This window comes from Flavobacterium cheongpyeongense (assembly GCF_003202435.1).
GTDB classification, from domain to species: domain Bacteria; phylum Bacteroidota; class Bacteroidia; order Flavobacteriales; family Flavobacteriaceae; genus Flavobacterium; species Flavobacterium cheongpyeongense.
In genome coordinates this window covers 18,857-44,740 of sequence record NZ_QJHK01000005.1, presented here as the reverse complement: position 1 = coordinate 44,740, position 25,884 = coordinate 18,857, and the positions used below count along the sequence as shown (strand labels likewise).

Genomic DNA, 25,884 nt, shown 5'->3' with positions numbered 1-25,884 from the left:
TTTTTTGTTGATTTTTTTTCAAATTAAGACTTTGATTTTTTACAAACAAAACACTTTGATTTAAAAAAAAAATATTAATTTTGACTTTTTAAAATATAGCTGTCTTTTAATAAAATCTAATTTTATAAGATTTGACTAGTTATTAATTTAAAAAATATATCGCCCCAAGTTGTTTTAAGAAAAAGCGAAAATTCATTATTCTCATTAACCTACCTTATGGGAATTATGTAAAAGTTCAGAAAACGAATAGAACGCTTTTATTTATCATTAACATAATTTTGTTGTAAGTTTTAATAAAACTGGCAACGTTAAATTTTTGTTAAAGCTTAAAAATGTAAATTTAAAACACTTAGATATAATGAAAAAAAAATTAGCTTTCTTAATACTTTTAGTGCTGTCCTTTACAGCAAATGCGCAAAATGCGACAACTTCCTCACCCGAGGCCTCTGGTGAATCTTATAATAAATGGTCTGTCGAGGTAAGTGGTGGTTTAAATAAACCATCAAAATCAATGACATCAGGTTACTATACAGAACTTTTTAAATCTCTGCACGCTGATTTAGGTGTAAGATATATGCTTAATCCCAGATTTGGTCTTAAATTAGATTTTGGATATGATAAACTTCAAGAAGGAGCCAATTCACCTGAATTTGAAAGTACCTATTTGAGAACGAGTTTGCAAGGTGTTATAAACCTTGGCAGAACTTTAAATTTTGAGACCTGGACAAATACAATTGGACTATTGGTTCATGGAGGGATGGGAGCTTCTCAATTAACCAGTAAAAATGGTTTTGATGGCGAGGATTATATGGTTAATGGAATATTAGGTTTAACCGGACAAGTAAAATTGAGTAACCGTGTTGCATTGACAGGAGATATTACTGGAATTGTTAATGCCCAACAGCGCTATAATTTTGATGGAATGAGTGGTATTCGATCTGCTGTTTTTGATGGTGTTTTAGTTAACGCTTCTATAGGATTGACAGTTTATTTAGGTAAAAATAACAACCATGCAGACTGGGCAGTAGCAGAAAATAAATATGATAAACTGGAAAAAAGGCTGGAACTTGTTGAGTCAGGTCTTTTAGACACAGATAAAGACGGAGTGGCTGATTTGTATGATTTAGAACCAAATTCTATTGCGGGTATTGCCGTAAACACAAAAGGACAATCAATTGATAGTAATCAAAATGGTGTTCCGGATGAATTAGAGAGTTATTTAGAAAAAACTTATGGTCAAAAAAGCGATAAAATTGCTACCGATACAACTGTAGAAGAATTAATTAATGATGGGTATGTAAATGTATATTTCGATTTTAATTCTTCAAAACCAACAAATGCTTCTTTAGCTGGTATTGATTTCTTAGTAAAATATTTGAAAAATAATCCTGAGAAAAGTGCTGATGTAGTAGGATATGCTGACGAAATAGGTGGTTCAAGCTATAACGTTGAATTGTCAAGAAAAAGAGCCGAAGCAGTAAAACAAGTAGCAATAAATGCAGGAATTGATGCTTCAAGATTAAATGTAATTGCTAATGGAGAAGACACCTCTGTTAATAAAAATTCAAAAGAAGCACGTCAAATAGTGAGAAGAGTTAGTTTTCAGGTGAAATAATAAACTCAAATTAAGTAATGAAAAAAGGCTGTTACATTTTGAAACAGCCTTTTTTTATAAAATTGAATCTAATCAATTGCTCTTTTTGTAATATCCCCGAAAGCATCGATTCTTCTGTCCCTGAAAAAAGGCCAGTTCTGACGTACATTTTCCTGAAGATCTAAGTCCACTTCAGCAATTAAAATTTCTTCCTGATCGTGTGATGCCTGCGCTAAAATTTCTCCCTGAGGACCAGCAATAAAAGATGCTCCCCAAAACTGAATTCCATCAGTTCCATCAATATATTGTTCTAAACCAATTCGGTTTGCAGCAGCAACAAAAACACCATTTGCAACGGCATGACCTTTCATAACGTTCATCCAGGCTCCATATTGATTTTCACCATATTGGTCTTTTTCTTTTGGATGCCATCCAATTGCAGTTGGATAAAACAATACTTCAGCACCTTTTAAAGCTGTAATACGGGCTGCTTCGGGATACCATTGATCCCAGCAAATAAGGGTTCCTATTTTTCCTTTTTTAGTTTCAATTGCCTGAAAACCTAAATCTCCTGGCGTAAAATAGAATTTTTCATAAAAATGAGGATCATCCGGAATGTGCATTTTACGGTATAAACCTGCCTCGGTTCCATCAGTATCTATAATGTAAGCGCTGTTATGGTAAATTCCAGCCATTCTTTTTTCGAAGAAAGGTACAATAATTACTACGCCTAATTGTTTTGCTAATTCACTAAAAGCGATAAATGATGTACTGTAAAGCGGTTCTGCTAATGCAAAATTGGCTACATCTTCGCTTTGGCAAAAATAATGACTACTATATAATTCTGGTAAAAGGATAATTTCAGCACCTTTTGATGCGGCATCTTTCACCCAGCTAATACATTTTTTAAGATTATTTTCGGCAACGTCATTAAGGTTTAACTGAACAACGGCTATTTTATATTTTCTTTTCGGCATGACATAAAATTTAGAGTGCAAAAATAGTAATTTTTGAAGGAATGGCAAAGACTGCCGAAAGGTCTTGTGGAATATATCTTTATATCTAAAAACAAAAAACACCAGTACGGCAAACGGGTGTTTTAATTATAAAAAAAGTAGTAAGTTGAATTTTATTGTTTTTTGCTTAAGGTTACATTGCCATAATTAGAATTGACAATGATTTTATTTTGCCCTTTCTTTTTGTTGAATCCACTTACTCTTTTCTTATTGTTTTTGTTTTCTGAAAGCGAAATATCCAAAGAACTGTCTTTCTTTATATTTCCATATTTGGTATTTATATCAAAATCAAAAGCATAATTTGTATCATACCCCAAGCAAACATCTGAATAGCCAGAAATAATATTGACATTATTGGCGTTTTTCGTTATCGTCGTAATATTCACTTTGCTGTAATTAGTATCTATATTTATATTATTTGAAATCTCAGCAATATTGATTGTAAGGTAATTACCGGATCCTATAAACGAATTTATTTTTTGGAATTTAAGATTCCCGTAGTTACAATCGTATTTAATATTTTGTCCTTCAGAGATAAACAAATCCGTATAATTGGTATCTAAGTTCAAATTTCCTGAGTCATTTATTTTTAACCCTGAATATCGAGCTTCAATTGTTCCGTTTTTTATATAATCGATAGAAGAATTTTGGCAATATTCGATTTGAACACGATTATTTGAGCCGTTAAGTTTTCCAAGCATCACTTTACCGTATTTACAAGTAATATCAGTTGTTGATTCTAAACTAACTGCTGAAATATTCCCGTACTTATTGTTCAGTTTTATGGTTCCGTTTTTCGGAATTTTAATCACATAATTAATCTCAAAACTGTTGCTGCTTCCTTTACTTTTTAAAGACGAATTTGCAATTTTTGTAATGGCAGTAACCATTGATTTTAGTGCAGTTATATCAATATCAATACTGTTTAGTTTTTCGTTAACCCACTTTTCGTTTCCTCCGGTCACTTTTATAGTAATGTCAAGATCAATTTTGTCTTCATCCCAGGTTGATACTGAAATATTTCCGTATTTATTATCAATATCAATTCCTGCGTTCGGGTTGACAATGTACGTTTTTTTGATACTTTTTTGTTTTGAAATAAAAGTATCATCATTTGAAAATCCTAAAAAAGGAATTAAAATAAAAAGAATCAGTATGTTATAATGTTTTTTCATGAGTTGTATTTTTTAAATTTTCATTTTCTTCAATACGCTGCAAAACCGTTTGTAAAAAAGATATTCGGGTTTGCAGGTTGCTGATCATAGCATAAATAATTTGTTTGTTTTCACCGTTTTTCTGAACTTCTTTTATGATTTTTTCATAATCTGAATCAAAAACTTTCATTTGTCTTAAGGCATCATTTATGATTTGCTCATTTTCGGGTGAACTTTTTTCTTTTAATTTAACGAGTTCATTATCAATTAAAATGCTGAAAATAGAATCTGTTTGTTTTGTTTCTTTTGATGCAAATTTAAATTCTTTAGGTTTCTCGTTATTATTATAAAAAACAGATACACCTAATAATATTGCTATTGAAGCAGCAATGCCCCAAGTGGCATAATTCTTTTTCTTCGGTTGTTTTTTATTTAATTTATTTAAGAAATCAATCTGATGATCAGAATTCATTTCGTGTACATCCCACTGATTTTCCAATTTTTTAAATAACTCGTCTAAGTTTTCATTCTTCTTTTTCATATATCCAAATTTTTATTTCTTAGAGATGATATAGGGTATCGCCTTTTTGTTGATTTGTTTTTGTTGTCACAAAATTGTTTTTAAATGGCGATTTTATATTTCCTCTAATTTTTTTCGCAAACTTTCTTTAGCTCTGCTTAATGTGGTTCTGCAATTGGCATAACTAATATTTAAGATTTCGCTGATTTCTTCCTGATCATAACCTTCAATATAAAAGAGTGTTAAAACCATTCGGTAATTGTCTTTTAGTGTAGAAATAGTCTCTAAAACCTGTTTTACTTTGAGTGAATTCAAATCGATATTTTCAGAAAAAAAAGTATCGTTCTCTTCAATTTTATAAAGTGTTTTATTCAGGTCTTCCATCTGAAAAGCATTCTTCTTTTTATAAAAATCAATGCTATAATTAATAATGATTTTTTTTAGCCATGACCCAAATGCAACTTCCTGTTTATAATCGTTAATCTTTGTAAAAGCTTTCAAAAAACCTTCCTGCATGACGTCTTGTGCAAAATGTTCATCCTTTACAATTCTGTAAGCCACATTATACATAGCTTTACAGTAGCGATTGTAAACTTCAAATTGAGCCTTTTGATTATTTTCTTTACAAAGTTTGATTAACTCTTCGATATTTTGATTGGTTGTATTCAAGTAATGATTGCTGGTTTTTAATAATGACTTTGCTTTTTTGGGTTTGTTACACTTTTGATAAAACTAATTCGATTTTTTTAGAAATGAATGTCATGCTTATATTAAGTACTTTTTTAAATAAAAAATCAAAACAAATGTCTTTGTTTTTGGCATAATGATTGTCTATTTTTATGACCTAACTTTCAAAGACAGTTTTTAGCCTGATTTTATTTAAAACACAGCTTTTATAGTTACTATTTGAGATTAGAACAAACCTTTTAATGACAAAACGACTTATATATTATTATGTCAAACCATAAAATACTTACTATTGACAATCTGTCACTTCAGGAATTTGACTCGGAGGCAGAATTAATTCCATTATTAACTCCCGAAGACGAAGAGGAAATGAATAACGAAGATCTTCCGCTTTCGTTACCCATTTTACCTTTACGTAATACTGTTTTATTTCCGGGTGTTGTTATTCCGATTTCTGCTGGAAGAGACAAATCAATAAAATTAATTAATGATGCTAATGCCGGTGGGAAAATCATTGGTGTAGTTTCTCAAATTAATGAAGAAGATGAAGATCCGTCAAAAGATGATATTCATAAAATTGGTACTGTTGCAAGAATTCTTCGTGTTTTAAAAATGCCAGATGGAAATGTTACGGTTATTTTACAAGGAAAGAAGCGTTTCGAAATTGAAGAAGTTGTTTCAGAAGAGCCTTATATTACAGCAACAATAAAAGAAGTTTCAGAGGAACGTCCTGATGAAAATGACACTGAATTTACAGCTATTTTAGATTCTGTTAAAGAATTAGCTATTCAGATTATAAAAGAAAGCCCGAATATTCCGTCAGAAGCTACCTTTGCGATTAAAAACATTGAAAGCCAGTCGTTTCTAATCAATTTTGTTTCTTCTAATATGAATTTATCGGTAAAAGAAAAGCAAGGTTTACTTTCGATAAACGGATTAAAAGAAAGAGCGCTTGAGACGTTGCGTTATATGAATATAGAGCTTCAAAAATTAGAATTGAAGAACGATATTCAGTCAAAAGTTCGTTTCGATTTAGATCAGCAGCAACGTGAGTATTTCCTTCATCAGCAAATGAAAACCATTCAGGAAGAATTGGGAGGTGTTTCGCAGGAAGAGGAAATGGATGAAATGGGACAGAAAGCGAAAACCAAAAAATGGGATGAAAAAACGCAAAAACATTTCGAAAAAGAATTGTCTAAAATGCGTCGTATGAATCCGCAGTCGCCTGATTTTGGTATTCAGCGTAATTATCTGGAGTTATTCCTGGAATTGCCATGGGGTGAATATTCTAAGGATAAATTTGATTTAAAATTTGCCCAGAAAATATTAGATAAAGATCATTTTGGACTTGAAGACGTTAAGAAAAGAATGATTGAACATTTGGCAGTTTTAAAATTGCGAAATGATATGAAATCGCCAATAATTTGTTTAACCGGGCCTCCGGGTGTTGGTAAAACTTCTATTGGGCGTTCTGTTGCCGAAGCTCTTGGGCGTGAGTATGTGCGCATATCATTAGGAGGTTTACGAGACGAAGCAGAAATTCGCGGACATAGAAAAACGTATATTGGTGCAATGCCAGGCCGAATTATTCAGAGTTTAAAAAAAGCCGGAACTTCAAATCCCGTTTTTATTTTAGATGAGATTGATAAATTATCAAATGGAAACAGTGGTGATCCGTCATCAGCTTTGCTAGAAGTTTTGGATCCGGAACAAAACAATGCGTTTTATGATAATTTCCTTGAAATGGGCTATGATTTATCTAAAGTAATGTTTATCGCTACTTCAAATAATATGGCATCCATTCAGCCAGCCTTGCGTGACAGAATGGAAGTGATTAAAATGTCAGGTTATACTATTGAAGAAAAAGTAGAAATTGCAAAACGACACCTTTTTCCAAAACAATTAGAGGCACACGGATTAAGTGCTAAAGATTTGACAATTGGTAAAAAGCAATTAGAGAAAATTGTGGAGGGCTATACAAGAGAATCTGGTGTTCGTAACTTGGAAACTAAAATTGCTCAGGTAATTCGTAATGCCGCAAAAGCGGTTGCAATGGAAGAGGAGTACAACAAAAAAGTTACGGATGAAGATATTGTAAAGGTTTTAGGCGTACCAAGACTGGAGCGTGACAAATATGAAAATAATGATATTGCCGGAGTTGTAACAGGTTTAGCATGGACAAGCGTTGGAGGGGATATTTTGTTTATAGAATCTTTGATTTCTGAAGGAAAAGGTTCTTTGAGTATCACAGGAAATTTAGGAACAGTAATGAAAGAATCAGCTACCATTGCCTTGGAGTACATTAAAGCCAATGCAGAAAAACTGGGTCTTGATGTAGCTTTATTTCAAAAATATAATATCCATTTGCATGTACCAGAAGGCTCAACTCCAAAGGACGGTCCAAGTGCCGGTATTGCAATGCTGACTTCATTGGTTTCCTTGTTGACTCAAAAGAAAGTAAAGAAAAGTCTGGCCATGACGGGCGAAATTACCCTTCGGGGGAAAGTATTGCCAGTAGGTGGAATCAAAGAGAAAATCTTAGCAGCAAAAAGAGCCGGTATTAAAGAGATTATCTTGTGCCATGAAAACAAATCTGATATTGATGAAATCAAAGCAGAATATCTGGAAGGCCTGACTTTTCACTATGTAAAAGAAATGAGCGAGGTCTTAACCTTGGCTTTAACAGATCAGAGTGTAAAAAATGCTAAAATATTGAATAAACTTTAATCTTAAATTCCAGTAATTATAAATCCAAATTCCAAACTGAAGAATCAGGCAGGAATTTGGATTTTTATTTTAGGGTATATTTAGAGTTTCTTTTTCTCAAGTACAGCAAGACCAAACCGAATTTTATCATATCCCATTTTTTCTTCAAAATGTTCGTAGTAAGGTTTTAAAGCATTTGGATTTTCAAGTTCAGTCTTGGCTTTTTCTAATTGTGCCACTTCTTCATCAGAAATAAACTGAGTGGAATCAATATCAACTCCGTCTAAATACAATTTTGCCAAATGTGAAATAATGGTTGAAAGTCCTAAGTTTCTTGTTTTAGCGATCTCTTCTACAGAAATTCCGTTTTGAAACATTTCCAGGGTAGTTTTATAAGTAGTGTTTTCTTTTTTTAGTTTAGTAGTTGAAGTTTTTCTTTTTTGAAATTCAACAATGGCATTAATAAATTCAGAACCATATTTTTCGAGTTTTGTTTTTCCAACACCATCAATTGCCCGAAATTCATCATCACTCATTGGTCTTAAACTTTCCATTTGTCTTAAGGCAGCATCACTGAAAATGACATATGCCGGAACTTCTTCTTCTTTGGCAATTTCGTAACGCAATTTTCGAAGTATTTCAAAAAGCGAGTTTGCAACGGTTTTGGGTTTTTCTTTAGATCCTTTAATTTCGTTCTTATCAATTACTTTTTTGACTACCGTTGTCAATTTTACTTTTTCACCTTCAAACAAAACTTTTCTTGCGAAAGGTGTCAATAAAATTTTATTATGCTGATGAAAGGCAATTTCACAATATCCTAAATTAATTAACTGAATCAGGTATTGATTCCAGTCATACCAGGAAATGTCAGCACCAATTCCGTATGTTTTTAAGTCCTGATAGTTTTTTTCATAGATATAGGCGTTTTTCGAACCCCTTAAAAAATCTACAATTACAGCTAGCGGTTCAGATTCCTTCAAGCGGGTAATTGCTGATAATGCCTTTTGTGCTAAAATTGTACCGTCAAAAAATGTTGGAGGATTTTTGCAGATATCGCAGTTGCCGCAATTTTCAGTAACTAGTTCGCCAAAATAAGAAAGCAGAATTTTTCTTCTGCAGCTCAAAGCGTCCGCATACTGCTTCATTCTGTCTAATTTTGCCAGCTGTATATCTGAATTTAAACCTTCAGATGCAAATTTCTGTAATTGAATTACATCAGCATAACTTTCAAACAAAACCGTTTCAGCGGGTAATCCGTCACGACCGGCACGACCAATTTCCTGATAATAACCTTCAATGTTTTTTGGTAAATTATAATGAATCACCCATCGGACATTCGATTTGTCAATTCCCATTCCAAATGCAATTGTTGCACAAACAACCTGACAATCATCGTTTATAAATTCATCCTGGGTTTTAGCACGAACCTTATTGTCTAAACCAGCGTGATAGGCTTTTGCGGTAATGCCCTTTTTTTGTAGTTTTTCAGCCAGTTCTTCTGTCGTTTTTCTGCTCAGACAATATATAATGCCAGATTCATTTGGTTTATTTTCTACAAAATCTATAATTTGTTTTACGCGGTCAAGTGCCGGACGAACTTCCAGACTTAGGTTTTTTCTGTCAAAGGACGCAATATAAGTTTTAGAATTTTTTAAATTTAATTGTTTTGTAATATCGGTACGAGTCGCTTTATCAGCTGTAGCGGTCAACGCCAAAATTGGAGTAGAAGGGAAGCGGTTTTTTAAATACCCCAAATTGGTATAAGCAGGACGAAAATCATGTCCCCATGAAGAAATACAATGTGCTTCGTCAATTGCAATTAGACTGATTGTTAATTCGTTAAAAACTATATCCAGATAGGATAAACTTTCTGGTGCAATATAAACGAGTTTAAAGGTGTTTGATTTTAAATTATCAATATAAAATTGCTGTTCCTCACTGGATTGACTACTGTTGATATAACATGCTGATATTCCGTTGGCTTTTAAACTATCGACCTGATCTTTCATTAGGGCGATTAAGGGAGAAATAACAACAGTAATTCCCGGTAGAACCAATGCTGGTAATTGAAAGCATATCGATTTTCCACCTCCTGTAGGCATAATAGCCAAAGTATCCTGGCCTTTAAGAATGGTATTTATTATATTTTCCTGATTGGGTCTGAACTTTTCAAAACCGAAATTTTCTTTTAGTTTGGCATGTAATATTTCTGAATTCATTTGGCTGATATTTTTCTCAAAGATAGCATAAAATATTAGTATTTTTCTTATGCTAAAAAAGATGTTTCAAATTAGTCTATAAAAAAAGGAACCCTAAATTTGAGTTCCTTTAATTTATTTCTGAGATGAATTAATCTTCATCGTCTTCGTCATCATCTTCGTCACTGATATCGTCTTTGTCATCATCGTCATCGTCATCATCTCCGCCATCTGTATCAGGTTTGTCGAGATTGTCATCCTCATCGTCATCATCGCTATCATCATCAAGATCAAGACCTTTTACAGGCTCGATTGTATCAACATCAAGATCTATATCGTCGTCTTCATCATAATTTTCAATTCTGTCAGCAAGTTTTGTACTAATTTTTACTAAATAAATAGTGTCATCAGTACGAACTTCAACAGCTTCGATTAATTCGTTTTTAGCATTTCTAAAACGGATAACATCCGAATCATCATAACCGTCAGGGAATTTCTCTACCAAAAGGTTTAGAATTTCGTTGGTAAGTTTGGCGTAGTCTACTATAACTCTTTTCATAAATATCCTATAAATCTAATAAGTAAGCAAAAATTAATGGTGCAACAATTGTAGCATCCGACTCAATAATAAATTTAGGGGTTTTAATGTCTAATTTACCCCAAGTGATTTTTTCGTTTGGTACAGCTCCGGAATAAGATCCGTAACTGGTCGTAGAATCTGAAATCTGGCAGAAATAACTCCAAAAAGGGACATCATGCATTTCCATATCCTGATACAGCATAGGTACCACACAAATAGGGAAATCACCAGCAATACCACCACCGATTTGGAAAAAACCAATCCCGTTTTCACTGTTTTTTGTATACCAGTCAGCAAGGAATGTCATGTATTCAATACCGGATTTCATGGTTGAAGCTTTCAAATCTCCTTTAATTACGTATGATGCAAAAATGTTACCCATTGTACTATCCTCCCATCCAGGAACAATAATAGGCAAATTTCTCTCGGCAGCTGCATACATCCAACTGTCCTTTAAATCAATTTCGTAGTATTCTTCCAAAACGCCGGATAACAACATTTTATACATGAATTCATGCGGAAAATAACGTTCTCCTTTGTCATCTGCATCTTTCCAGATTTTATAAATATGTTTTTGTAAACGACGGAAGGCTTCATGCTCCGGAATACAGGTGTCGGTAACACGATTTAGTCCTCTTTCAAGTAAGGCCCATTCGTCTTCCGGGGTTAAATCACGATAGTTTGGCACTCTTTCATAATGTGAATGTGCTACCAGATTCATGATGTCTTCTTCTAAGTTAGCTCCGGTACATGAAATAATCTGAACTTTGTCCTTTCTGATCATTTCGGCAAAAATTTTACCAATTTCTGCTGTACTCATCGCGCCAGCCATACTTACCAACATTTTAGCTCCATTTGCCAATTGTTGTTCATATGCTTTTGCAGCATCAACCAGGGCAGCAGAGTTAAAGTGTAAATAATGTTTTTCAATAAACTGACTGATTGGTCCTTTCATTTTCTTTGTTTTTTGTTTTGTTTTTTTTTTTTTTTTGAATTGTAATTTTGACCTTGTGAGTTCTACTGCAAATTAATAATTTTATATTTATTAACTTTTAATTTGCATGTTTTTTTTATACTTTTTTGGTGTAACCTAAAATCTTTAATACATCGTCAGAAGTTTGCTGTTCTGAGAAAACTTCTGTTGCCAAAATTCCGTTTTCGTCACGATCGATTAAAATATGTTTAGGCTGAGGAATTAAACAGTGGTGTAAACCTCCGTACCCTCCTATGGTTTCCTGATATGCCCCCGTATTGAAAAAACCAATGTACAACGGTTTTTCTTTGTTGTATTTAGGCAAATAAATGGCATTCATATTTTGTTCAGAATTGTAATAGTCATCACTATCACACGTCAGTCCACCTAATAAAACCCGCTCGTAAGTATCATTCCAGCGGTTTACTGCCAGCATGATAAAACGTTTGTTTATCGCCCATGTGTCAGGCAAAGTAGTAATGAAAGACGAGTCGATCATGTTCCACTTTTCCCTGTCATTTTGTTGTTTTTGATATAAAATCTGGTAAATTGCACCACCGCTTTCACCCACGGTAAAGGAACCGAATTCTGTGAAAATATTTGGAACATCTACTTCAGCTTCATCACACGCAATTTTAATCTGATTGATAATTTCATCAATCATATATTGGTAATCATATTCAAATGCAAGTGAGTTTTTGATGGGGAATCCTCCTCCAATATTTAGGCCATCAAGGGTAGGACATTCTCTTTTAAGAGCTATATATACTTTGATACATTTTACGAGTTCATTCCAATAATATGCAGTATCGTTTATTCCGGTATTGATGAAAAAGTGAAGCATTTTAAGCTCTAATTTGTCATTCTCCTGAATTTGCTTTTTATAAAAAGAAACAATGTTTTTGTATCCGATACCTAATCGGGAAGTGTAAAATTCGAATTTAGGTTCCTCCTCAGCTGCAATTCGGATTCCGATTTTAAATTTTCCTTTTATTTCACTCTGAAGTAAATCAAGTTCTTCATAATTATCAATAATCGGAATGGTGTTTTTATGTCCGTTATTAATTAATCGTGCAATATTTGTAATGTACTCGTCTCTTTTGAAACCATTACAAATCACATAAGTACTTTTGTTAATTTTGCCGTTTTCTAATAAATTTTCAACAATATTGATATCAAAGGCAGATGAAGTTTCGACGTGAATATTGTTTTTAAAAGCTTCATTCATAATGTATTCAAAATGAGAACTTTTTGTGCAATAACAATAGTAGTATTTTGCCTCGTATTTGTTTTTTTCCATCGATTTTCTGAACCAGGCTTTTGCCTTATTGATGTTTTCAGAAATCTGTGGTAAGTATGTAAATTTTAATGGGGTTCCATATTGTTCAACTAATTTCATCAGATCGATGTTGTGGAACAAAAGGTTGTCTTTATTAAGTTTGAACTCTTCCTGAGGGAAATAATAGGTTTGGTTGATTAAGTCGGAATATTTTGTATTCATTGTAGTTTTGAATATTTAGAATGTATTTTAAATCCAGTTAATGTTTCTAAATCTTAAATTCAAACCCTGATATTGGCAAATACAATTTCCAGTTTTTCGTGTTCTGCCTTTGAACATAAAAAAAAGTCTGAACAAAACGGGCTTTTACTATTGTAAAAACGATCCAACATCCTTAATAAGGAACTATTGAGACGGTTTCTGTAAGAGCTAAAATGCCTTTGTTTGCTTTTTCTTTTCATTGGGGCAAATGTAAAAAATAATATATACCTAATGCAACGCTTTTTCTTAAAAAAAGTTTAAGACTTATAATCCTGAAATGCATCCAGAATCAATTTATTTTCAACAGATTGGTTAATCTTAATTTTTCCGATGCCTTCAATTAGTGCAAATTGAATCAAACCATACTCGTTTTTTTTGTCGTGGATGAGCAATTCAAGTATGGGTTTTATGTCATTTTCTTCAAAAAGCACATGGTCATAAATGCTTTGAATTGCAGTCTTGATTTCTGAATATTCTTCGGGTGTTATTAAATTTTTATGCAGTGAAATATAACTTTCGAGAATCATTCCGATAGCAATGGCTTCACCGTGTAATAATGTTGTTTTAGCCTCGCTTTCTAAAAAATAACTTTCGATGGCATGCCCTAAAGTATGGCCAAAATTCAAGGCTTTACGAATGTTTTTCTCTGTTGGATCCTGAATTACAATATCATTTTTGATTTCGACAGATCGATAAATCAATTCATCAAAATCTGCGTAATCTATTGATTTTAAATTTAAAAACTGTTTCCAGTAGTCAGCGTCATAGATAAGACCGTGTTTTAGCATTTCTGCAAGACCGGAACGCATTTCGCTTTGTGGTAAAGTTTCCAGATATTGTGTGTCAATTAAAACCATCTTAGGTACATTAATCACTCCAATCTGGTTTTTGAGATTTCCTAAATCAACACCGGTTTTTCCTCCTACCGAAGCATCTACCATAGATAATAATGTAGTGGGAATATTGATAAAATCTACTCCACGCTTAAATGTAGAAGCTACAAAACCGCCTAAGTCAGTTACAACACCGCCACCAAGATTTATAACTAATGATTTTCTGTCAGCACCCAATTCGGTAAGTACATTCCAGATTTCAATACAGGTTTCTATATTTTTATTGGCTTCGCCAGATTCGAATTCTATAATTTCAATAGTTAATTCAGTTTCCAGCAAAGGCAGGAATTTAGGCAAACAATACTCATTTGTTTTATCATCAACAATAATAAATACATTAGAATATTTATTTTCCTTTAAATGGTTATTTAAGGCTTTGTAAGCATTTTGGTTAAAATGTACTAAATAATTATTTGCTTGAATAGACTGCATAATTCATCTGTTAATTGAAACCGCAAAATAAGGCATTTTTAACTAAATAATTTTCAAATACTCTTTCTAATTTGTTTAAAAAATGAGTTTTTTATAATCGTTAGTACTGAATTTCTTTGATAGGTTTTAAGTATTTTATTTCTCTTAGATCCAAAATTATGCTTTGTAATATTATTATTTACTGATAATTACCCGTTTAATTTTTGTAGATATACAATGATGTTATAATTTTTATAAAAACACATCCTTTTTGTTAAATAATATTAACTACACTCTATATCTTTGCAAAAACTAAATTTAATGGAAAAAATATTTGACAATACTCAGGTTGCGTTTTCGTTGAAAAGTGATACAGAACTTGACAGGGCTTATTTTCTTTTTAAAATGATTGACAGTGAACCCTTGGTGAGGATTGGGACTGCTGTTACCAATTTTGCTATTAAAGCACATCTTCCGGTAGAAGGATTAATTCGTGCTACTGTTTTTGACCATTTTTGTGGTGGAGTAAACGAAGATGATTGTCTCACTGTTGTGGATAAAATGTTTACAAAAGGCGTTTCGTCTGTTTTGGATTATTCTGTCGAAGGAAAAGAAGAGGAAGAGCAATTTGATGCCGCTTTAGCAATGACTCTGAGAACAATTGAGTTTGCCAAAGAACGTCTGGCAATTCCGTTTGCTGTTTTCAAACCGACTGGCTTGGGGCGTTTTGAGTTGTATGAAAAATTAGGAGAGAATCTGGCTTTAACAGCGGTTGAACAAGCAGAATGGGACAGGGTAGTAGCCCGCTTTGATCAGGTTTGTAGTGAGGCACATAAAAAAGATGTAGCATTGCTGATCGATGGTGAGGAAAGCTGGATGCAGGACGCAGCCGATGATTTGGTAACCGAAATGATGCGTAAATACAATAAAGAAAAAGCCATAGTTTTTAATACGCTGCAAATGTACAGATGGGATCGTATGGATTATTTGAAAAAACTCCATGAGGTTGCCAAAAATGAGGGCTTCTTTATCGGAATGAAATTAGTTCGCGGTGCCTACATGGAAAAAGAAAATAAAAGGGCAGAAGAAAAAGGATATATTTCTCCAATTTGTATTTCTAAAGAAGCTACCGATGAAAATTATGATGCAGCAGTTTTTTATATGTTAGAGCATCTTGATACCATGTCCATTTTTGCAGGAACTCACAATGAATTAAGTTCTTATAAATTAATGAAATTGATGCAGGAAAGGGCAATTGCAAAAAATGACACTAGAATCTGGTTTGGACAATTGTACGGAATGAGTGATAATATCAGTTATAATCTTGCTGAAAATGGTTATAATGTAGCAAAATACCTGCCTTTCGGACCAGTAAAAGATGTGATGCCGTATCTGATTCGCCGTGCTGAAGAAAATACTTCTGTTGCTGGACAAACCAGCCGAGAATTGTCGATGATTAAAGCGGAACGTAAAAGAAGAAAAGGGAAGTAAAGTTGTAATATATTTTAAATTCAAAAAGCCGTTTCAAGAATTAAAACGGCTTTTTGAATTTTATAAGTCTTTAAGAAAAAACAACTGTTTTGTTACTGTAAACCATTGTTTTACGTTCAGCATGCAATTTTATGGCTCTTGCCAAAACAATTCGTTCCAGATCACGGCCTTTCATTATAAAGTCTTCAACAGAATGGATGTGGGAAACCCGAGCGATGTCCTGTTCAATAATTGGGCCTTCGTCTAATTCTTCTGTTACATAATGACTAGTGGCTCCAATAATTTTTACACCTCTTTTAAAAGCAGAATGGTATGGTTTTGCCCCAGGAAATGCCGGTAAAAAAGAGTGGTGGATGTTAATGATTTTATTTTCGTACAACGAAATCAAACCAGGTGTAATAATTTGCATATAACGCGCCAGTACAATAAAATTGATCTGATATTTTTTTAACAATTCTATTTGTTTGGTTTCGCCTTCTTCTTTGTTGTCTTTTGTAAAAGGAATGCAGTGAAACGGAATATCAAAACGCTCTGCGATCGAACGTAAATCATTATGATTACTGATAATTACCGGAATCTCAACATTTAATTCCCCTGCACTGTAGCGTCCTAAAATATCGAACAGACAATGATCGTACTTAGAAACAAACAAAGCCATTTTGGGCTTTTGTTCTTGATTATACAAGTCCCACGACATATTAAAATCAGTTGCAATGCTTTGGTTGAAATCATCTATTATGGCTTCAATACTTATATTAGGATTCGTCAAATCACATTCTAATCGCATAAAAAAGACATTTTGCTCAGTATCAACATGCTGATCGATATAGGTAATATTCCCTTCTACTTTTGCAATAAAAGCTGTTACTGCAGCAATAATTCCTTTTTGATCCTTGCAGTGAATCAGAATAGTTATTTTTTGCATTATAATTTTTATGGTTAAATCGGTTAGTTGCTTATTTCTTGTCCTGCATGGCAAAAACACTTTTTAATAGCGGTGTAGTTCTTGCACTAATGTTGTTGCGGATTTCTTTTTCTTCAACGGCAATCATTTTAAAAACACCTGCTAAAGCCTGATTTGTTGTATAATCAGTAAGATCAGGATTTACTTTTTTTACCAGCGGAATTGTGTTATATTTTGTAATTATTTTAGTCCAGACCACATCTGCACCTACTTTTTCAAACGAACTTTTAATTACCGGATTAAATTTTCCGTACAAAGCTGTTGTAGTACTCCCTTGTAAATAGCTTGTTGCAGCACTTTCATTACCTAACAGAATATTTTTGGCATCTGTAAACGACATGTTTTTAACAGCCGAAACAAAGATAGGAGTGGCTTCTTTTACAGCATCTTCTGCAGCACGATTCAACATTTTTATGCCTTCATCAGCCAGTGAACTAAGACCAACTTTTCGTAAAGTAGCGTCTACTTTTTTTAATTCGTCTGGCATCAGGATTTTTACGGCTTCATTTTTATAGAAACCATCAACAGCGGTTAATTTACTTACTTGTTCAGTAATTCCTTTGTTTAAAGCTTCTTTTAATCCTGAAGCAATATCTACACCTCCAATACCGGGGATTTGTGATGATAATTGCGGTAACTGATTTAAGGTTTGTTGCACCTGTGCACAAGAGTTAAGAGAAAATGCCAGTGCTAAAAGTAAAATCTTTTTCATTAGATGGGGTTTTATTAAGGTTCAAAAATACTACTTATTCAAAAACAAAGCCACAATTTTATTTCAGGAGCACAAACATTTTGTTTCATAATTAACTTTTGTCCCGCTGTCCGCTAAATTCCGCACAAAAAAAGTGCGGGATACCACTTCCATCGGGGCTATTTTAGAAATTTTTGTTTTTTTAAGACGTGAAGTTTTTAGAAAAAAATAAAGTTACTGTTGTGTAAAACTACTGGAAACTGCCGTCGATATTTTCTCTGTCAGTTTGTTTGATTTCACTTTTTGTAAATGAATAAGTTGATTCTTCAGTCCATTTCCAGTTTTTCGAATGTATCATATCTACACCAATTGCACTATAAATAATTTTAATGGTATTTTGACTGGTGACCATTTTTAATTCAATAAGCTGATCTCTAATTTTTGCTGAAGATTCTTTTTTTTCGCAATCCTGTAAATCTTCAAGGACTTTTTTATCTTCTTTGAACCATTCTTTCAAAAAAGACAAGTGCGTCTCAGAACATTGATAGCCAAGATTAAGAGCAGTAAGAAGTTTACACTTTAAATTACTTTCATCAGTTTTTTTATCTCCATCCCAATAGCACTCATTACCAATAAAAGTCACAATATAACCTAACGCTGCACGTTGTTGATTGGTTAATGTTTTAATATAATTCTCATTCAACTGAATAGTATTGTTTTTGTCCAGCCAAAGTATTTTAATGTACGTGTTTTGTATTGCTTTACTTTGATTTTCCTTATTAATGGATGTAGTTTTTTGATTATTTAAAGTTTGTGAGAAAAACGGAATGCTCAAACTTAGAAAAATTAATAGAAAAAAGAGTCGTAAATTCATGAGTGGATATGTAAAATTATAATGACAAAAGTACTGGTTATATTTTATTTTTCTGCAGGGTTAATTTATTTGTTGCGTAATAAAGCATCATTTACAAATTAGCGGATAACAAAAAAGCCATCCAAATTGGATAGCTTTTTCTGTAAAAACAATTTTTTAAAATTTAGAAAGAACCACAAGTATTACCTGCAAATGTAGCACCTGCTCCTGCAGAAACATCAGCCTTTACAGCAGTTGCCGCAAGAGTTACAATGCTGTATGGAGGGGTAAATGCAGTGTTTGCCCCAGCTTGATTACCTGTTGTAGAAGTAAAAATGTTTCCTGTAGCAGTAACTGCAGTATAACCTGTCATTAAATCGATAGGAGTTTTTACACCTTCAAACACATTTTTTTCTACAAGTATATTAGCCTCAAAACCTGCAGCAACACATTTGTTACTGGCGGTACTGTTAAAATAACAGTTTATGATGTGTACCTTTCCAAATCGAACTCTTGGCATTCTTTCTTTACAACCAGGAGCCCACCAGCAACGTGCAAATGTAATTCTTAATGTACCACGGTCACCTGTTGCACTGTCGCTTGAACCAATTAAATTTGAATACCTGTGATCATCAGAACCTCCTGGACCGCCAGCTTTTGGAGCTTTTAAGTAAGTGAACTTCGTATAGGAAACAGTTATATAATCAGATTTATTTTTGATGTCAAAATTGCCATCAACACCATCTCTGAATTCACAGTGGTCAACCCATACATTCTGGCAATTATCAAGTATAGCATTGTCCCAGCCATCAGTATCATAAGCTCCAGGCCCTTCAAAAATAAGATTTCTAATGATTAGGTTTTTGCATCTTTTAATGTTGATTATTCCAGAACCATCTTTAGTCTGGTTGGTTGAAACTAATTTAGCTCCACTGGTACCGTAAATGGTTTTGCCAGTCTGATCCTGCAATGATAATCTAGTAGTAATAGTAATTGTACCAGAAACTTTAATCACTTTTACAGAAGTGTTTTCAATAGCTGCCTTTAATTGTGCGTAAGTAGTTACGGGTGTTTCTGCAGCGGTACCTCCTCCGGTTGTTCCTCCATTTTGAGATGCCCATCCCGGAACTTCTGAGCAAACTCCAACTTTCGATGTTGAAACATTTTGATTTGTTGTCAGATTTGCATTTTCAGTGTTTTCTGAAGCATCTTCTGTATTGCAGCTTGTGAAAGCTAAAGCAATCGTGAATAAAGCAATTGTAAATTTGGTTTTAAAAGTCATGATAGTTTTTGTTTGGTTATTATAATATTTTATAGTGATGCAAAGATGTTTATTAATTTTTATGTAGAAATTGAACTTGTTCAATAATTTTGTGATTAATTTGAATATTTGATTTTTTTTATATAATTATTCTGAGTATAATATAATTTTTATATTTTTACGTAATCGATTACATTATTAAAATTCACTCCCAAATCTCATGAAATTTATAATTTTAATTTAGAAATAATTAAAAAATATGTACGAAGAACTAAGGCAAAATATAGAAAGAAAAATCACTCTTACAGACGAAGAGTGGGCTTTTATTCTTGATAAAACAGAATTCATTAAACTAAAAAAGAATGAATTTTTGCAGATTCAGGATTCCAATAATTCATATGAAGGTTTTATCCTGAAAGGGGCTTTTAAAACTTATATTTTGAATGAAAACGGAACAGAAAGTGTCATTTTCTTTTCATTTGAAAATGAATGGATGTGTGACCTGGAAAGCTTTTATTACCAAAAATTGACAAAATACAACATAAAGGCAATAGAAGACAGTGAAATACTGGTAATTAATAAATCTAACAAGACCTTGTTGTTTAAACAGGTGCCAAAACTTGTCCAGTTTCACATTTTAATGGTAGAAATGGCTAATATAGCAATACAGGAAAGACTGTTAGATGTTTTAAACAAAACGTCCAAACAGAGGTATCTTGAATTTGTAAACAAGTATCCGCAAAAGACAAAAAAAATAAATAATAAGAATTTGTCGTCTTATTTAGGAGTGACCCATGAATTTTTATCAAAAATCAAGAAGAGTTTTTAATAAGAAAGATTAAAATGTAATCTGTTTTAACTTATTTAAATCATTGATTTCCAAATGTCATCTGAAATATTTTCAGATGACGGGAATCATAATGTCTTTGACGTAATCGTTTTTTATTAACAAGTCGCCATGTTGTTTATGATTTTTTAAAATATTTTGTAAATTGCACTATAAAATTATCATATTCATAAAATGGAATACCAAAAACCGTATAATCCTAAAAATAAAGTAAGAATTGTCACAGCTGCGTCACTCTTTGACGGACATGACGCCGCTATAAATATTATGCGTCGTATTATTCAGTCTACTGGTGTAGAAGTCATTCATCTTGGACACGACCGAAGCGTTGAAGAAGTAGTCAATACAGCCATTCAGGAAGATGTCAACGCAATTGCAATGACTTCTTATCAGGGTGGTCATATTGAGTACTTTAAATATATGTATGATTTGCTTCGTGAAAAAGGTGCAGGCCACATTAAAATTTTCGGAGGTGGTGGCGGTGTAATCCTGCCAGCCGAAATTCAGGAATTGCATGAATACGGCATTACCAGAATTTATTCTCCGGATGACGGACGTTCATTAGGACTTCAGGGAATGATTAATGACTTAGTAGAGCGTTCTGATTTTCCTATTGGAGATCAATTAAACGGAGAAATTGATCATATCGAAAACAAAACACCAACCGCAATTGCACGTTTGATTTCAGCTGCCGAAAATTTTCCTGAAATAGCTAAACCTGTTTTTGATCAAATTCACGAAAGCAATACTACTTCTAAAATTCCTGTTTTAGGAATTACCGGAACAGGTGGAGCCGGAAAATCTTCTTTGGTAGACGAATTAGTGCGCAGATTTTTAATTGATTTTCCTGAAAAAACAATAGGTCTGATTTCTGTTGATCCTTCCAAAAGAAAAACCGGTGGTGCACTTTTGGGAGACAGAATCCGTATGAATGCCATCAATAACCCTCGTGTATATATGCGTTCGCTCGCGACACGTCAATCTAATCTGGCATTGTCAAAATATGTTGCCGAGGCGATTCAGGTTTTAAAAGCAGCAAAATACGATTTGATTATTTTAGAAACTTCCGGAATTGGACAGTCTGATACTGAAATTATGGATCATTCTGATATATCCTTATATGTCATGACACCTGAATTTGGTGCGGCAACGCAATTAGAAAAAATCGATATGCTTGATTTTGCTGATTTAGTAGCACTAAATAAATTTGATAAAAGAGGTGCTTTGGACGCGATTCGTGACGTAAAAAAACAATATCAGCGCAATCATAATCTTTGGGACAAAAATCCGGATGAAATGCCGGTTTTTGGAACGATTGCATCTCAGTTCAATGATCCAGGCATGAACACACTTTATAAAGCGATTATGGATAAAATTGTCGAGAAAACAGATTCAAACCTGAATTCGACCTTTGAAATCACACGTGAAATGAGTGAAAAAATCTTCGTGATTCCGCCACACAGAACACGTTATTTGTCTGAAATAGCTGAGAACAACAGAAATTATGATGAAACGGTGCTTTTACAGCAAAAAGTAGCGCAAAAATTATACGGAGTTTTCAAAACCGTAGAATCTGTTTCTGGAAAAGTACCTCAAATCACAAAAGCAGGAATCGAAGATCGTTCTGTTTTACCGGCTGGAATTGCTGAACATGACGAAAATAAAATTTTCTTAAACCTTTTACTAAATCAGTTTGATAAAGTAAAAATGGATTTAGATCCCTACAATTGGGAAATTATCCTGAATTGGAACGAAAAAGTGGCTAAATACAAAAATCCGGTTTACAGTTTTAAGGTTCGGGATAAAGAAATAAAAATTGCGACACATTCAGAAAGTTTATCGCATGTACAAATTCCTAAAATTGCTTTGCCTAAATATGAAGGCTGGGGCGATATTCTGCGTTGGAACCTGCAGGAAAATGTTCCCGGAGAATTCCCTTTTACTTCAGGATTATATCCGTTTAAACGTGAAGGCGAAGATCCGTCGAGAATGTTTGCGGGCGAGGGCGGACCAGAAAGAACCAACAAACGGTTTCATTATGTAAGTGCAGGAATGCCGGCAAAACGGCTTTCGACAGCTTTTGATAGTGTAACATTGTATGGAAACGACCCCGATTTGCGTCCTGATATTTACGGAAAAATTGGTAATTCGGGAGTTTCTATCTGCTGTTTAGACGATGCTAAAAAACTGTATTCAGGGTTTGATTTGGTTCATGCTTTAACTTCGGTAAGTATGACAATAAATGGACCAGCACCAATGTTGTTAGGCTTTTTTATGAATGCAGCAATCGATCAGCAATGTGAGTATTATATTAGGGAAAACGATTTAGAAAAAGAAGTTGAAGCAAAAATCAACAAAATATACAAAGAAAAAGGTGTAGAGCGTCCAAAATACCAAGGCGATTTACCGGAAGGAAACAATGGTTTAGGATTAATGCTTTTGGGCGTTACCGGAGATCAGGTTTTACCTTTGGATGTTTACGATAAAATTAAAGCCAGAACCTTATCTCAGGTTCGCGGTACTGTTCAGGCTGATATTCTAAAAGAAGACCAGGCTCAAAATACCTGTATTTTCTCTACTGAATTTGCGCTAAGATTAATGGGCGATGTTCAGGAATATTTTATCAATAAAAATGTTCGAAATTTTTATTCAGTTTCCATTTCAGGATATCATATTGCAGAGGCGGGAGCAAACCCAATTACACAATTGGCTTTTACGCTATCCAATGGTTTTACTTACGTGGAGTATTATTTGAGTCGTGGCATGAACATCAACGATTTTGGACCCAATTTATCTTTCTTCTTTTCTAACGGAGTTGATCCTGAATATTCAGTAATTGGTCGTGTGGCACGTAAAATATGGGCAAAAGCCATGAAAAACAAATACGGCGCCAATGAAAGAGCCCAAATGCTGAAATACCATATTCAGACCTCTGGACGTTCTCTACATGCGCAGGAAATTGATTTTAATGATATCCGTACAACTTTGCAGGCTTTGTATGCCATTTATGATAACTGTAATTCATTGCATACCAATGCTTACGACGAAGCGATTACAACACCAACAGAAGAATCAGTTCGTCGTGCCATGGCTATACAGCTAATTATCAATAAAGAATTAGGTTTGGCAAAAAACGAAAATCCAATTCAGGGATCATTCATTATCGAAGAATTGACAGATTTGGTGGAAGCAGCCGTTTTACAGGAGTTTGACCGAATTACAGAAAGAGGCGGAGTTTTAGGTGCCATGGAAACCATGTACCAGCGCTCTAAAATTCAGGAAGAGAGTTTGTATTATGAAACCTTAAAACACAACGGGAATTTTCCTATTGTAGGGGTCAATACATTCCTGAGTTCAAAAGGTTCTCCAACAGTAATTCCGTCAGAAGTTATCCGCGCCACTGAAGAAGAAAAACAATATCAGATTAGGATGCTGCATAATCTTCATCAATTTTACGAAGAAAAAGTCCATGAACATTTAAATAAACTTCAGGAAGCAGCGATTAAAAACGAAAACTTATTCGATTATTTGATGGAAGCTACAAAGGTTTGTTCGCTGGGGCAGATTACTTCGGCTTTGTTTGAAGTGGGCGGGCAGTATAGAAGAAATATGTAGTTTTTACTATTTTATATAGCTTTATCGACGAGGTCGTCTTTTCAGGCAACCTCGTCTATAGTTAAAATTATGTAAATACTGCGTTGGGTTAATTAGCTACTTAATTGGTTTAATTATGTGGGTGTATATTAATAAATTATTAAATGAATAAATCATAAAATATCCAAATAGGGTTTATTATACTTTTGTAGGGCTCTTCTTTTTTAACCAATTTAAAATTGCAGTAATGAGATCCGATTTAGTATTACGATTACGAGAAGGAGATGATTTCTGTTTTAGGGAAATCTATGATTTATATCACTTTAAAGTTTTTTGTTTTGTAAAAAAATATACCGCACAGCTTGCAGATGCAGAGGATATAACGCAAAATGTTTTTATACATCTTTGGAAATACAGAAGAAAATTTGACCCCAATGTAGCGTTAGAAGCCATTTTATTTAAAAGTTCAAAACAAGAAATATCTAAGTGGTACAAAAAACAAAACAGGATTTTTTCTATCGAAGACGAGCAACTTATCAGGGAATTAGAGAGCGATGAAAAAAATGAAGTAAATCTTTCTTCAAGACTTGAACAAATAGAAGATTTACTACAGCAAATTCCGGAAAAAAGACGAAAAATTTTTGCACTCCATAAGTTTGATGAAATGAGTTATAAAGAGATTGCCCAGGAAATGGGAATGTCTCAGAGTGCCGTTGCTAATCAGATCTCGAAAACATTGCAATACCTCAAAAAAAATTCGGTGAAAAACCATGAAATTTATTGGTTTGCCCTGTTTTTTATTCAACATACCAATCTTTAATTTTTATAAATATTAATACGATCTAAGGATTAATGTATCTAATATGTGAAGTAAATGTAATTTGATTTTTTGGTAACACTTTTTAAAGTACTGAAATTGAATGGTATAAATGAAGTAACTACTTCTTTTTGTATTACTAAATTATTAAGTGTGGAATTGCCCGTGATTTTTTGAAGTAAAGAAATCTAATGTGTATAGAAGGAAATTTTTGAATTTCTCAAAGTATTAATTACACAACTAAGATGAGATTGGACAGACTACAAGAAGAATGGAACGAATTGCCACATCAGGGTATATTTTCTGAGGAAATAAAACTCAGGATGTGGAATAATATTCTGAACGCTACAGTCAACAGACGTAAAAACAATTACCGAATAGCAATGGCTGCCTGCGCAGCACTCTTTATTTCTATAACCGGGTATCAGTTTTATACCTCATTAAATTCTGCTAGAACACCAGAAATCATTACCCAGACATTTACAGAAGATATTCGCCTGCTCCGTCTGTCTGATGGTACTCGTGTTTGGGTAAATGAAAATACACAAATAGAATACCCGAAAGATTTTGCTTCTAATGAGCGTATTGTAAAATTAAAAGGAGAAGCTTTTTTTGAAGTTGCCAGAGATACTAAACGACCTTTTATTATTAGCTCCGGAAATATTAAAACGACAGTTTTAGGGACTTCTTTTGATGTTAAGGCCTACGGAGAAATTGCAGAAGTGAATGTAAGGACTGGAAAAGTAAAAGTAGAAGGCCTACAAAATACTATTTTTTTAGAAAGGGGATATACTGCGGTATTTGTACCAAAGGACAAAACGCTAAAGAAACAAAAATCAGTAATTCTGGAGCCGGAGTGGAAAAAAGCACTTCTGGATGTCGATGGACTGACGTTTGAAGCCGTTATTGAAAGGCTAAAAATCAACCATAATTTTACATTACAATATACTAGCGAAAATTTAAAATTACTTCAGGTTAAAGGAACATTAGATACCAGACAAGGTGTTCCTGAAATACTACAAACCATAGCCTTTGCTTTAGAAATTACCATTAAGCCGATTGGTAATGATACCTATGTAGTGAGCAGATAAATA

20 protein-coding genes are annotated in these 25,884 nt (G+C 33.4%); 7 read left to right on the top strand and 13 right to left on the bottom strand.

The genetic code is table 11. The features are described from left to right. Positions 1-358: 358 nt before the first annotated feature. Entirely contained in the window at positions 359-1,615 is a 1,257-nt protein-coding gene (locus tag DMB65_RS07520) for an OmpA family protein (RefSeq protein WP_110306034.1), read from the top strand. A gap of 68 nt (positions 1,616-1,683) precedes the next feature. Here DMB65_RS07520 and DMB65_RS07515 read toward each other — a convergent pair whose 3' ends face one another. From DMB65_RS07515 to DMB65_RS07500, 4 genes are all read right to left on the bottom strand, one after another. Next, positions 1,684-2,571, bottom strand: a complete 888-nt coding sequence (locus tag DMB65_RS07515) for a carbon-nitrogen hydrolase (protein WP_110306033.1) — start codon at positions 2,569-2,571, stop codon at positions 1,684-1,686. 152 nt (positions 2,572-2,723) lie between these two features. Further along, positions 2,724-3,785 carry a DUF4097 family beta strand repeat-containing protein gene (locus DMB65_RS07510; protein WP_110306032.1) on the bottom strand — a complete coding sequence of 354 codons (1,062 nt, stop codon included), beginning with the start codon at positions 3,783-3,785 and terminating at the stop codon, positions 2,724-2,726. Then, positions 3,769-4,305 carry an anti-sigma factor gene (locus DMB65_RS07505; protein WP_110306031.1) on the bottom strand — a complete coding sequence of 179 codons (537 nt, stop codon included), beginning with the start codon at positions 4,303-4,305 and terminating at the stop codon, positions 3,769-3,771. Before DMB65_RS07505 ends, DMB65_RS07510 begins: the two co-directional genes overlap by 17 nt. A gap of 93 nt (positions 4,306-4,398) precedes the next feature. Beyond that, complete coding sequence (locus DMB65_RS07500) at positions 4,399-4,953, bottom strand: RNA polymerase sigma factor (protein ID WP_110306030.1); 555 nt, start codon at positions 4,951-4,953, stop codon at positions 4,399-4,401. Positions 4,954-5,238: 285 nt separating this feature from the next. Between DMB65_RS07500 and lon the strand changes: the two genes are divergently transcribed. Then, positions 5,239-7,698, top strand: coding sequence for an endopeptidase La (lon, locus tag DMB65_RS07495; protein ID WP_110306029.1), 2,460 nt, complete (start codon positions 5,239-5,241; stop codon positions 7,696-7,698). 80 nt (positions 7,699-7,778) lie between these two features. Here the strand turns inward: lon and recQ are convergent, their stop codons facing one another. The 5 genes from recQ to aroB all read right to left on the bottom strand — a co-directional run bounded on the left by recQ (position 7,779) and on the right by aroB (position 14,293). Then, positions 7,779-9,896, bottom strand: coding sequence for a DNA helicase RecQ (gene recQ, locus DMB65_RS07490; protein ID WP_110306028.1), 2,118 nt, complete (start codon positions 9,894-9,896; stop codon positions 7,779-7,781). Between the two features lie 130 nt (positions 9,897-10,026). Further along, positions 10,027-10,434 carry a DNA primase gene (locus DMB65_RS22110; RefSeq protein ID WP_165834891.1) on the bottom strand — a complete coding sequence of 136 codons (408 nt, stop codon included), beginning with the start codon at positions 10,432-10,434 and terminating at the stop codon, positions 10,027-10,029. A gap of 7 nt (positions 10,435-10,441) precedes the next feature. After that, on the bottom strand, positions 10,442-11,410 hold the full coding sequence (locus DMB65_RS07480; protein ID WP_110306027.1) for a deoxyhypusine synthase family protein: 969 nt from the start codon (positions 11,408-11,410) through the stop codon (positions 10,442-10,444). Between the two features lie 115 nt (positions 11,411-11,525). Next, the gene (locus tag DMB65_RS07475; RefSeq protein ID WP_110306026.1) at positions 11,526-12,929 is read right to left on the bottom strand and encodes a type III PLP-dependent enzyme domain-containing protein; all 1,404 of its coding nucleotides are present in this window, start codon (positions 12,927-12,929) and stop codon (positions 11,526-11,528) included. Between the two features lie 296 nt (positions 12,930-13,225). Next, positions 13,226-14,293: a 3-dehydroquinate synthase gene (gene aroB, locus DMB65_RS07470; protein ID WP_110306025.1), complete on the bottom strand. Its 1,068-nt coding sequence runs from the start codon at positions 14,291-14,293 to the stop codon at positions 13,226-13,228. 300 nt (positions 14,294-14,593) lie between these two features. On the opposite strand from aroB, the gene DMB65_RS07465 reads away from it, so the two are divergent. Next, positions 14,594-15,763: a proline dehydrogenase family protein gene (locus tag DMB65_RS07465; protein ID WP_110306024.1), complete on the top strand. Its 1,170-nt coding sequence runs from the start codon at positions 14,594-14,596 to the stop codon at positions 15,761-15,763. Between the two features lie 70 nt (positions 15,764-15,833). Here DMB65_RS07465 and purU read toward each other — a convergent pair whose 3' ends face one another. The 4 genes from purU to DMB65_RS07445 all read right to left on the bottom strand — a co-directional run bounded on the left by purU (position 15,834) and on the right by DMB65_RS07445 (position 19,553). Continuing rightward, entirely contained in the window at positions 15,834-16,688 is an 855-nt protein-coding gene (gene purU, locus DMB65_RS07460; RefSeq protein ID WP_110306023.1) for a formyltetrahydrofolate deformylase, read from the bottom strand. A gap of 31 nt (positions 16,689-16,719) precedes the next feature. Next, complete coding sequence (locus tag DMB65_RS07455) at positions 16,720-17,439, bottom strand: DUF4197 domain-containing protein (RefSeq protein WP_110306022.1); 720 nt, start codon at positions 17,437-17,439, stop codon at positions 16,720-16,722. Between the two features lie 229 nt (positions 17,440-17,668). Beyond that, on the bottom strand, positions 17,669-18,253 hold the full coding sequence (locus DMB65_RS07450) for a hypothetical protein (protein ID WP_230470623.1): 585 nt from the start codon (positions 18,251-18,253) through the stop codon (positions 17,669-17,671). A gap of 202 nt (positions 18,254-18,455) precedes the next feature. Beyond that, positions 18,456-19,553, bottom strand: a complete 1,098-nt coding sequence (locus DMB65_RS07445) for a pectate lyase family protein (RefSeq protein ID WP_110306020.1) — start codon at positions 19,551-19,553, stop codon at positions 18,456-18,458. Positions 19,554-19,791: 238 nt separating this feature from the next. Here DMB65_RS07445 and DMB65_RS07440 point away from each other — a divergent pair, with 238 nt between their 5' ends. The 4 genes from DMB65_RS07440 (at position 19,792) to DMB65_RS07425 (ending at position 25,881) form a co-directional block, all read left to right on the top strand. Continuing rightward, positions 19,792-20,361, top strand: coding sequence for a Crp/Fnr family transcriptional regulator (locus tag DMB65_RS07440; RefSeq protein WP_110306019.1), 570 nt, complete (start codon positions 19,792-19,794; stop codon positions 20,359-20,361). 192 nt (positions 20,362-20,553) lie between these two features. After that, positions 20,554-23,994 carry a methylmalonyl-CoA mutase family protein gene (locus DMB65_RS07435; protein ID WP_110306018.1) on the top strand — a complete coding sequence of 1,147 codons (3,441 nt, stop codon included), beginning with the start codon at positions 20,554-20,556 and terminating at the stop codon, positions 23,992-23,994. A 226-nt stretch (positions 23,995-24,220) separates the two neighbouring features. Then, positions 24,221-24,793: an RNA polymerase sigma factor gene (locus DMB65_RS07430; protein WP_110306017.1), complete on the top strand. Its 573-nt coding sequence runs from the start codon at positions 24,221-24,223 to the stop codon at positions 24,791-24,793. 242 nt (positions 24,794-25,035) lie between these two features. Beyond that, positions 25,036-25,881: a FecR family protein gene (locus DMB65_RS07425; protein WP_110306016.1), complete on the top strand. Its 846-nt coding sequence runs from the start codon at positions 25,036-25,038 to the stop codon at positions 25,879-25,881. The last annotated feature ends 3 nt before the right edge of the window (positions 25,882-25,884 follow it).

Coding starts and splice junctions, on each gene's coding strand:
- DMB65_RS07515 (WP_110306033.1), bottom strand. CDS start 2,571: ATGCCGAAAAGAAAATATAAAATAGCCGTTGTTCAGTTAAACCTTAAT.
- DMB65_RS07435 (WP_110306018.1), top strand. CDS start 20,554: ATGGAATACCAAAAACCGTATAATCCTAAAAATAAAGTAAGAATTGTC.
- DMB65_RS07480 (WP_110306027.1), bottom strand. CDS start 11,410: ATGAAAGGACCAATCAGTCAGTTTATTGAAAAACATTATTTACACTTT.
- DMB65_RS22110 (WP_165834891.1), bottom strand. CDS start 10,434: ATGAAAAGAGTTATAGTAGACTACGCCAAACTTACCAACGAAATTCTA.
- DMB65_RS07425 (WP_110306016.1), top strand. CDS start 25,036: ATGAGATTGGACAGACTACAAGAAGAATGGAACGAATTGCCACATCAG.
- DMB65_RS07510 (WP_110306032.1), bottom strand. CDS start 3,785: ATGAAAAAACATTATAACATACTGATTCTTTTTATTTTAATTCCTTTT.
- DMB65_RS07520 (WP_110306034.1), top strand. CDS start 359: ATGAAAAAAAAATTAGCTTTCTTAATACTTTTAGTGCTGTCCTTTACA.
- lon (WP_110306029.1), top strand. CDS start 5,239: ATGTCAAACCATAAAATACTTACTATTGACAATCTGTCACTTCAGGAA.
- DMB65_RS07430 (WP_110306017.1), top strand. CDS start 24,221: ATGAGATCCGATTTAGTATTACGATTACGAGAAGGAGATGATTTCTGT.
- DMB65_RS07475 (WP_110306026.1), bottom strand. CDS start 12,929: ATGAATACAAAATATTCCGACTTAATCAACCAAACCTATTATTTCCCT.
- DMB65_RS07440 (WP_110306019.1), top strand. CDS start 19,792: ATGTACGAAGAACTAAGGCAAAATATAGAAAGAAAAATCACTCTTACA.
- DMB65_RS07465 (WP_110306024.1), top strand. CDS start 14,594: ATGGAAAAAATATTTGACAATACTCAGGTTGCGTTTTCGTTGAAAAGT.
- purU (WP_110306023.1), bottom strand. CDS start 16,688: ATGCAAAAAATAACTATTCTGATTCACTGCAAGGATCAAAAAGGAATT.
- recQ (WP_110306028.1), bottom strand. CDS start 9,896: ATGAATTCAGAAATATTACATGCCAAACTAAAAGAAAATTTCGGTTTT.
- DMB65_RS07445 (WP_110306020.1), bottom strand. CDS start 19,553: ATGACTTTTAAAACCAAATTTACAATTGCTTTATTCACGATTGCTTTA.
- DMB65_RS07505 (WP_110306031.1), bottom strand. CDS start 4,305: ATGAAAAAGAAGAATGAAAACTTAGACGAGTTATTTAAAAAATTGGAA.
- aroB (WP_110306025.1), bottom strand. CDS start 14,293: ATGCAGTCTATTCAAGCAAATAATTATTTAGTACATTTTAACCAAAAT.
- DMB65_RS07455 (WP_110306022.1), bottom strand. CDS start 17,439: ATGAAAAAGATTTTACTTTTAGCACTGGCATTTTCTCTTAACTCTTGT.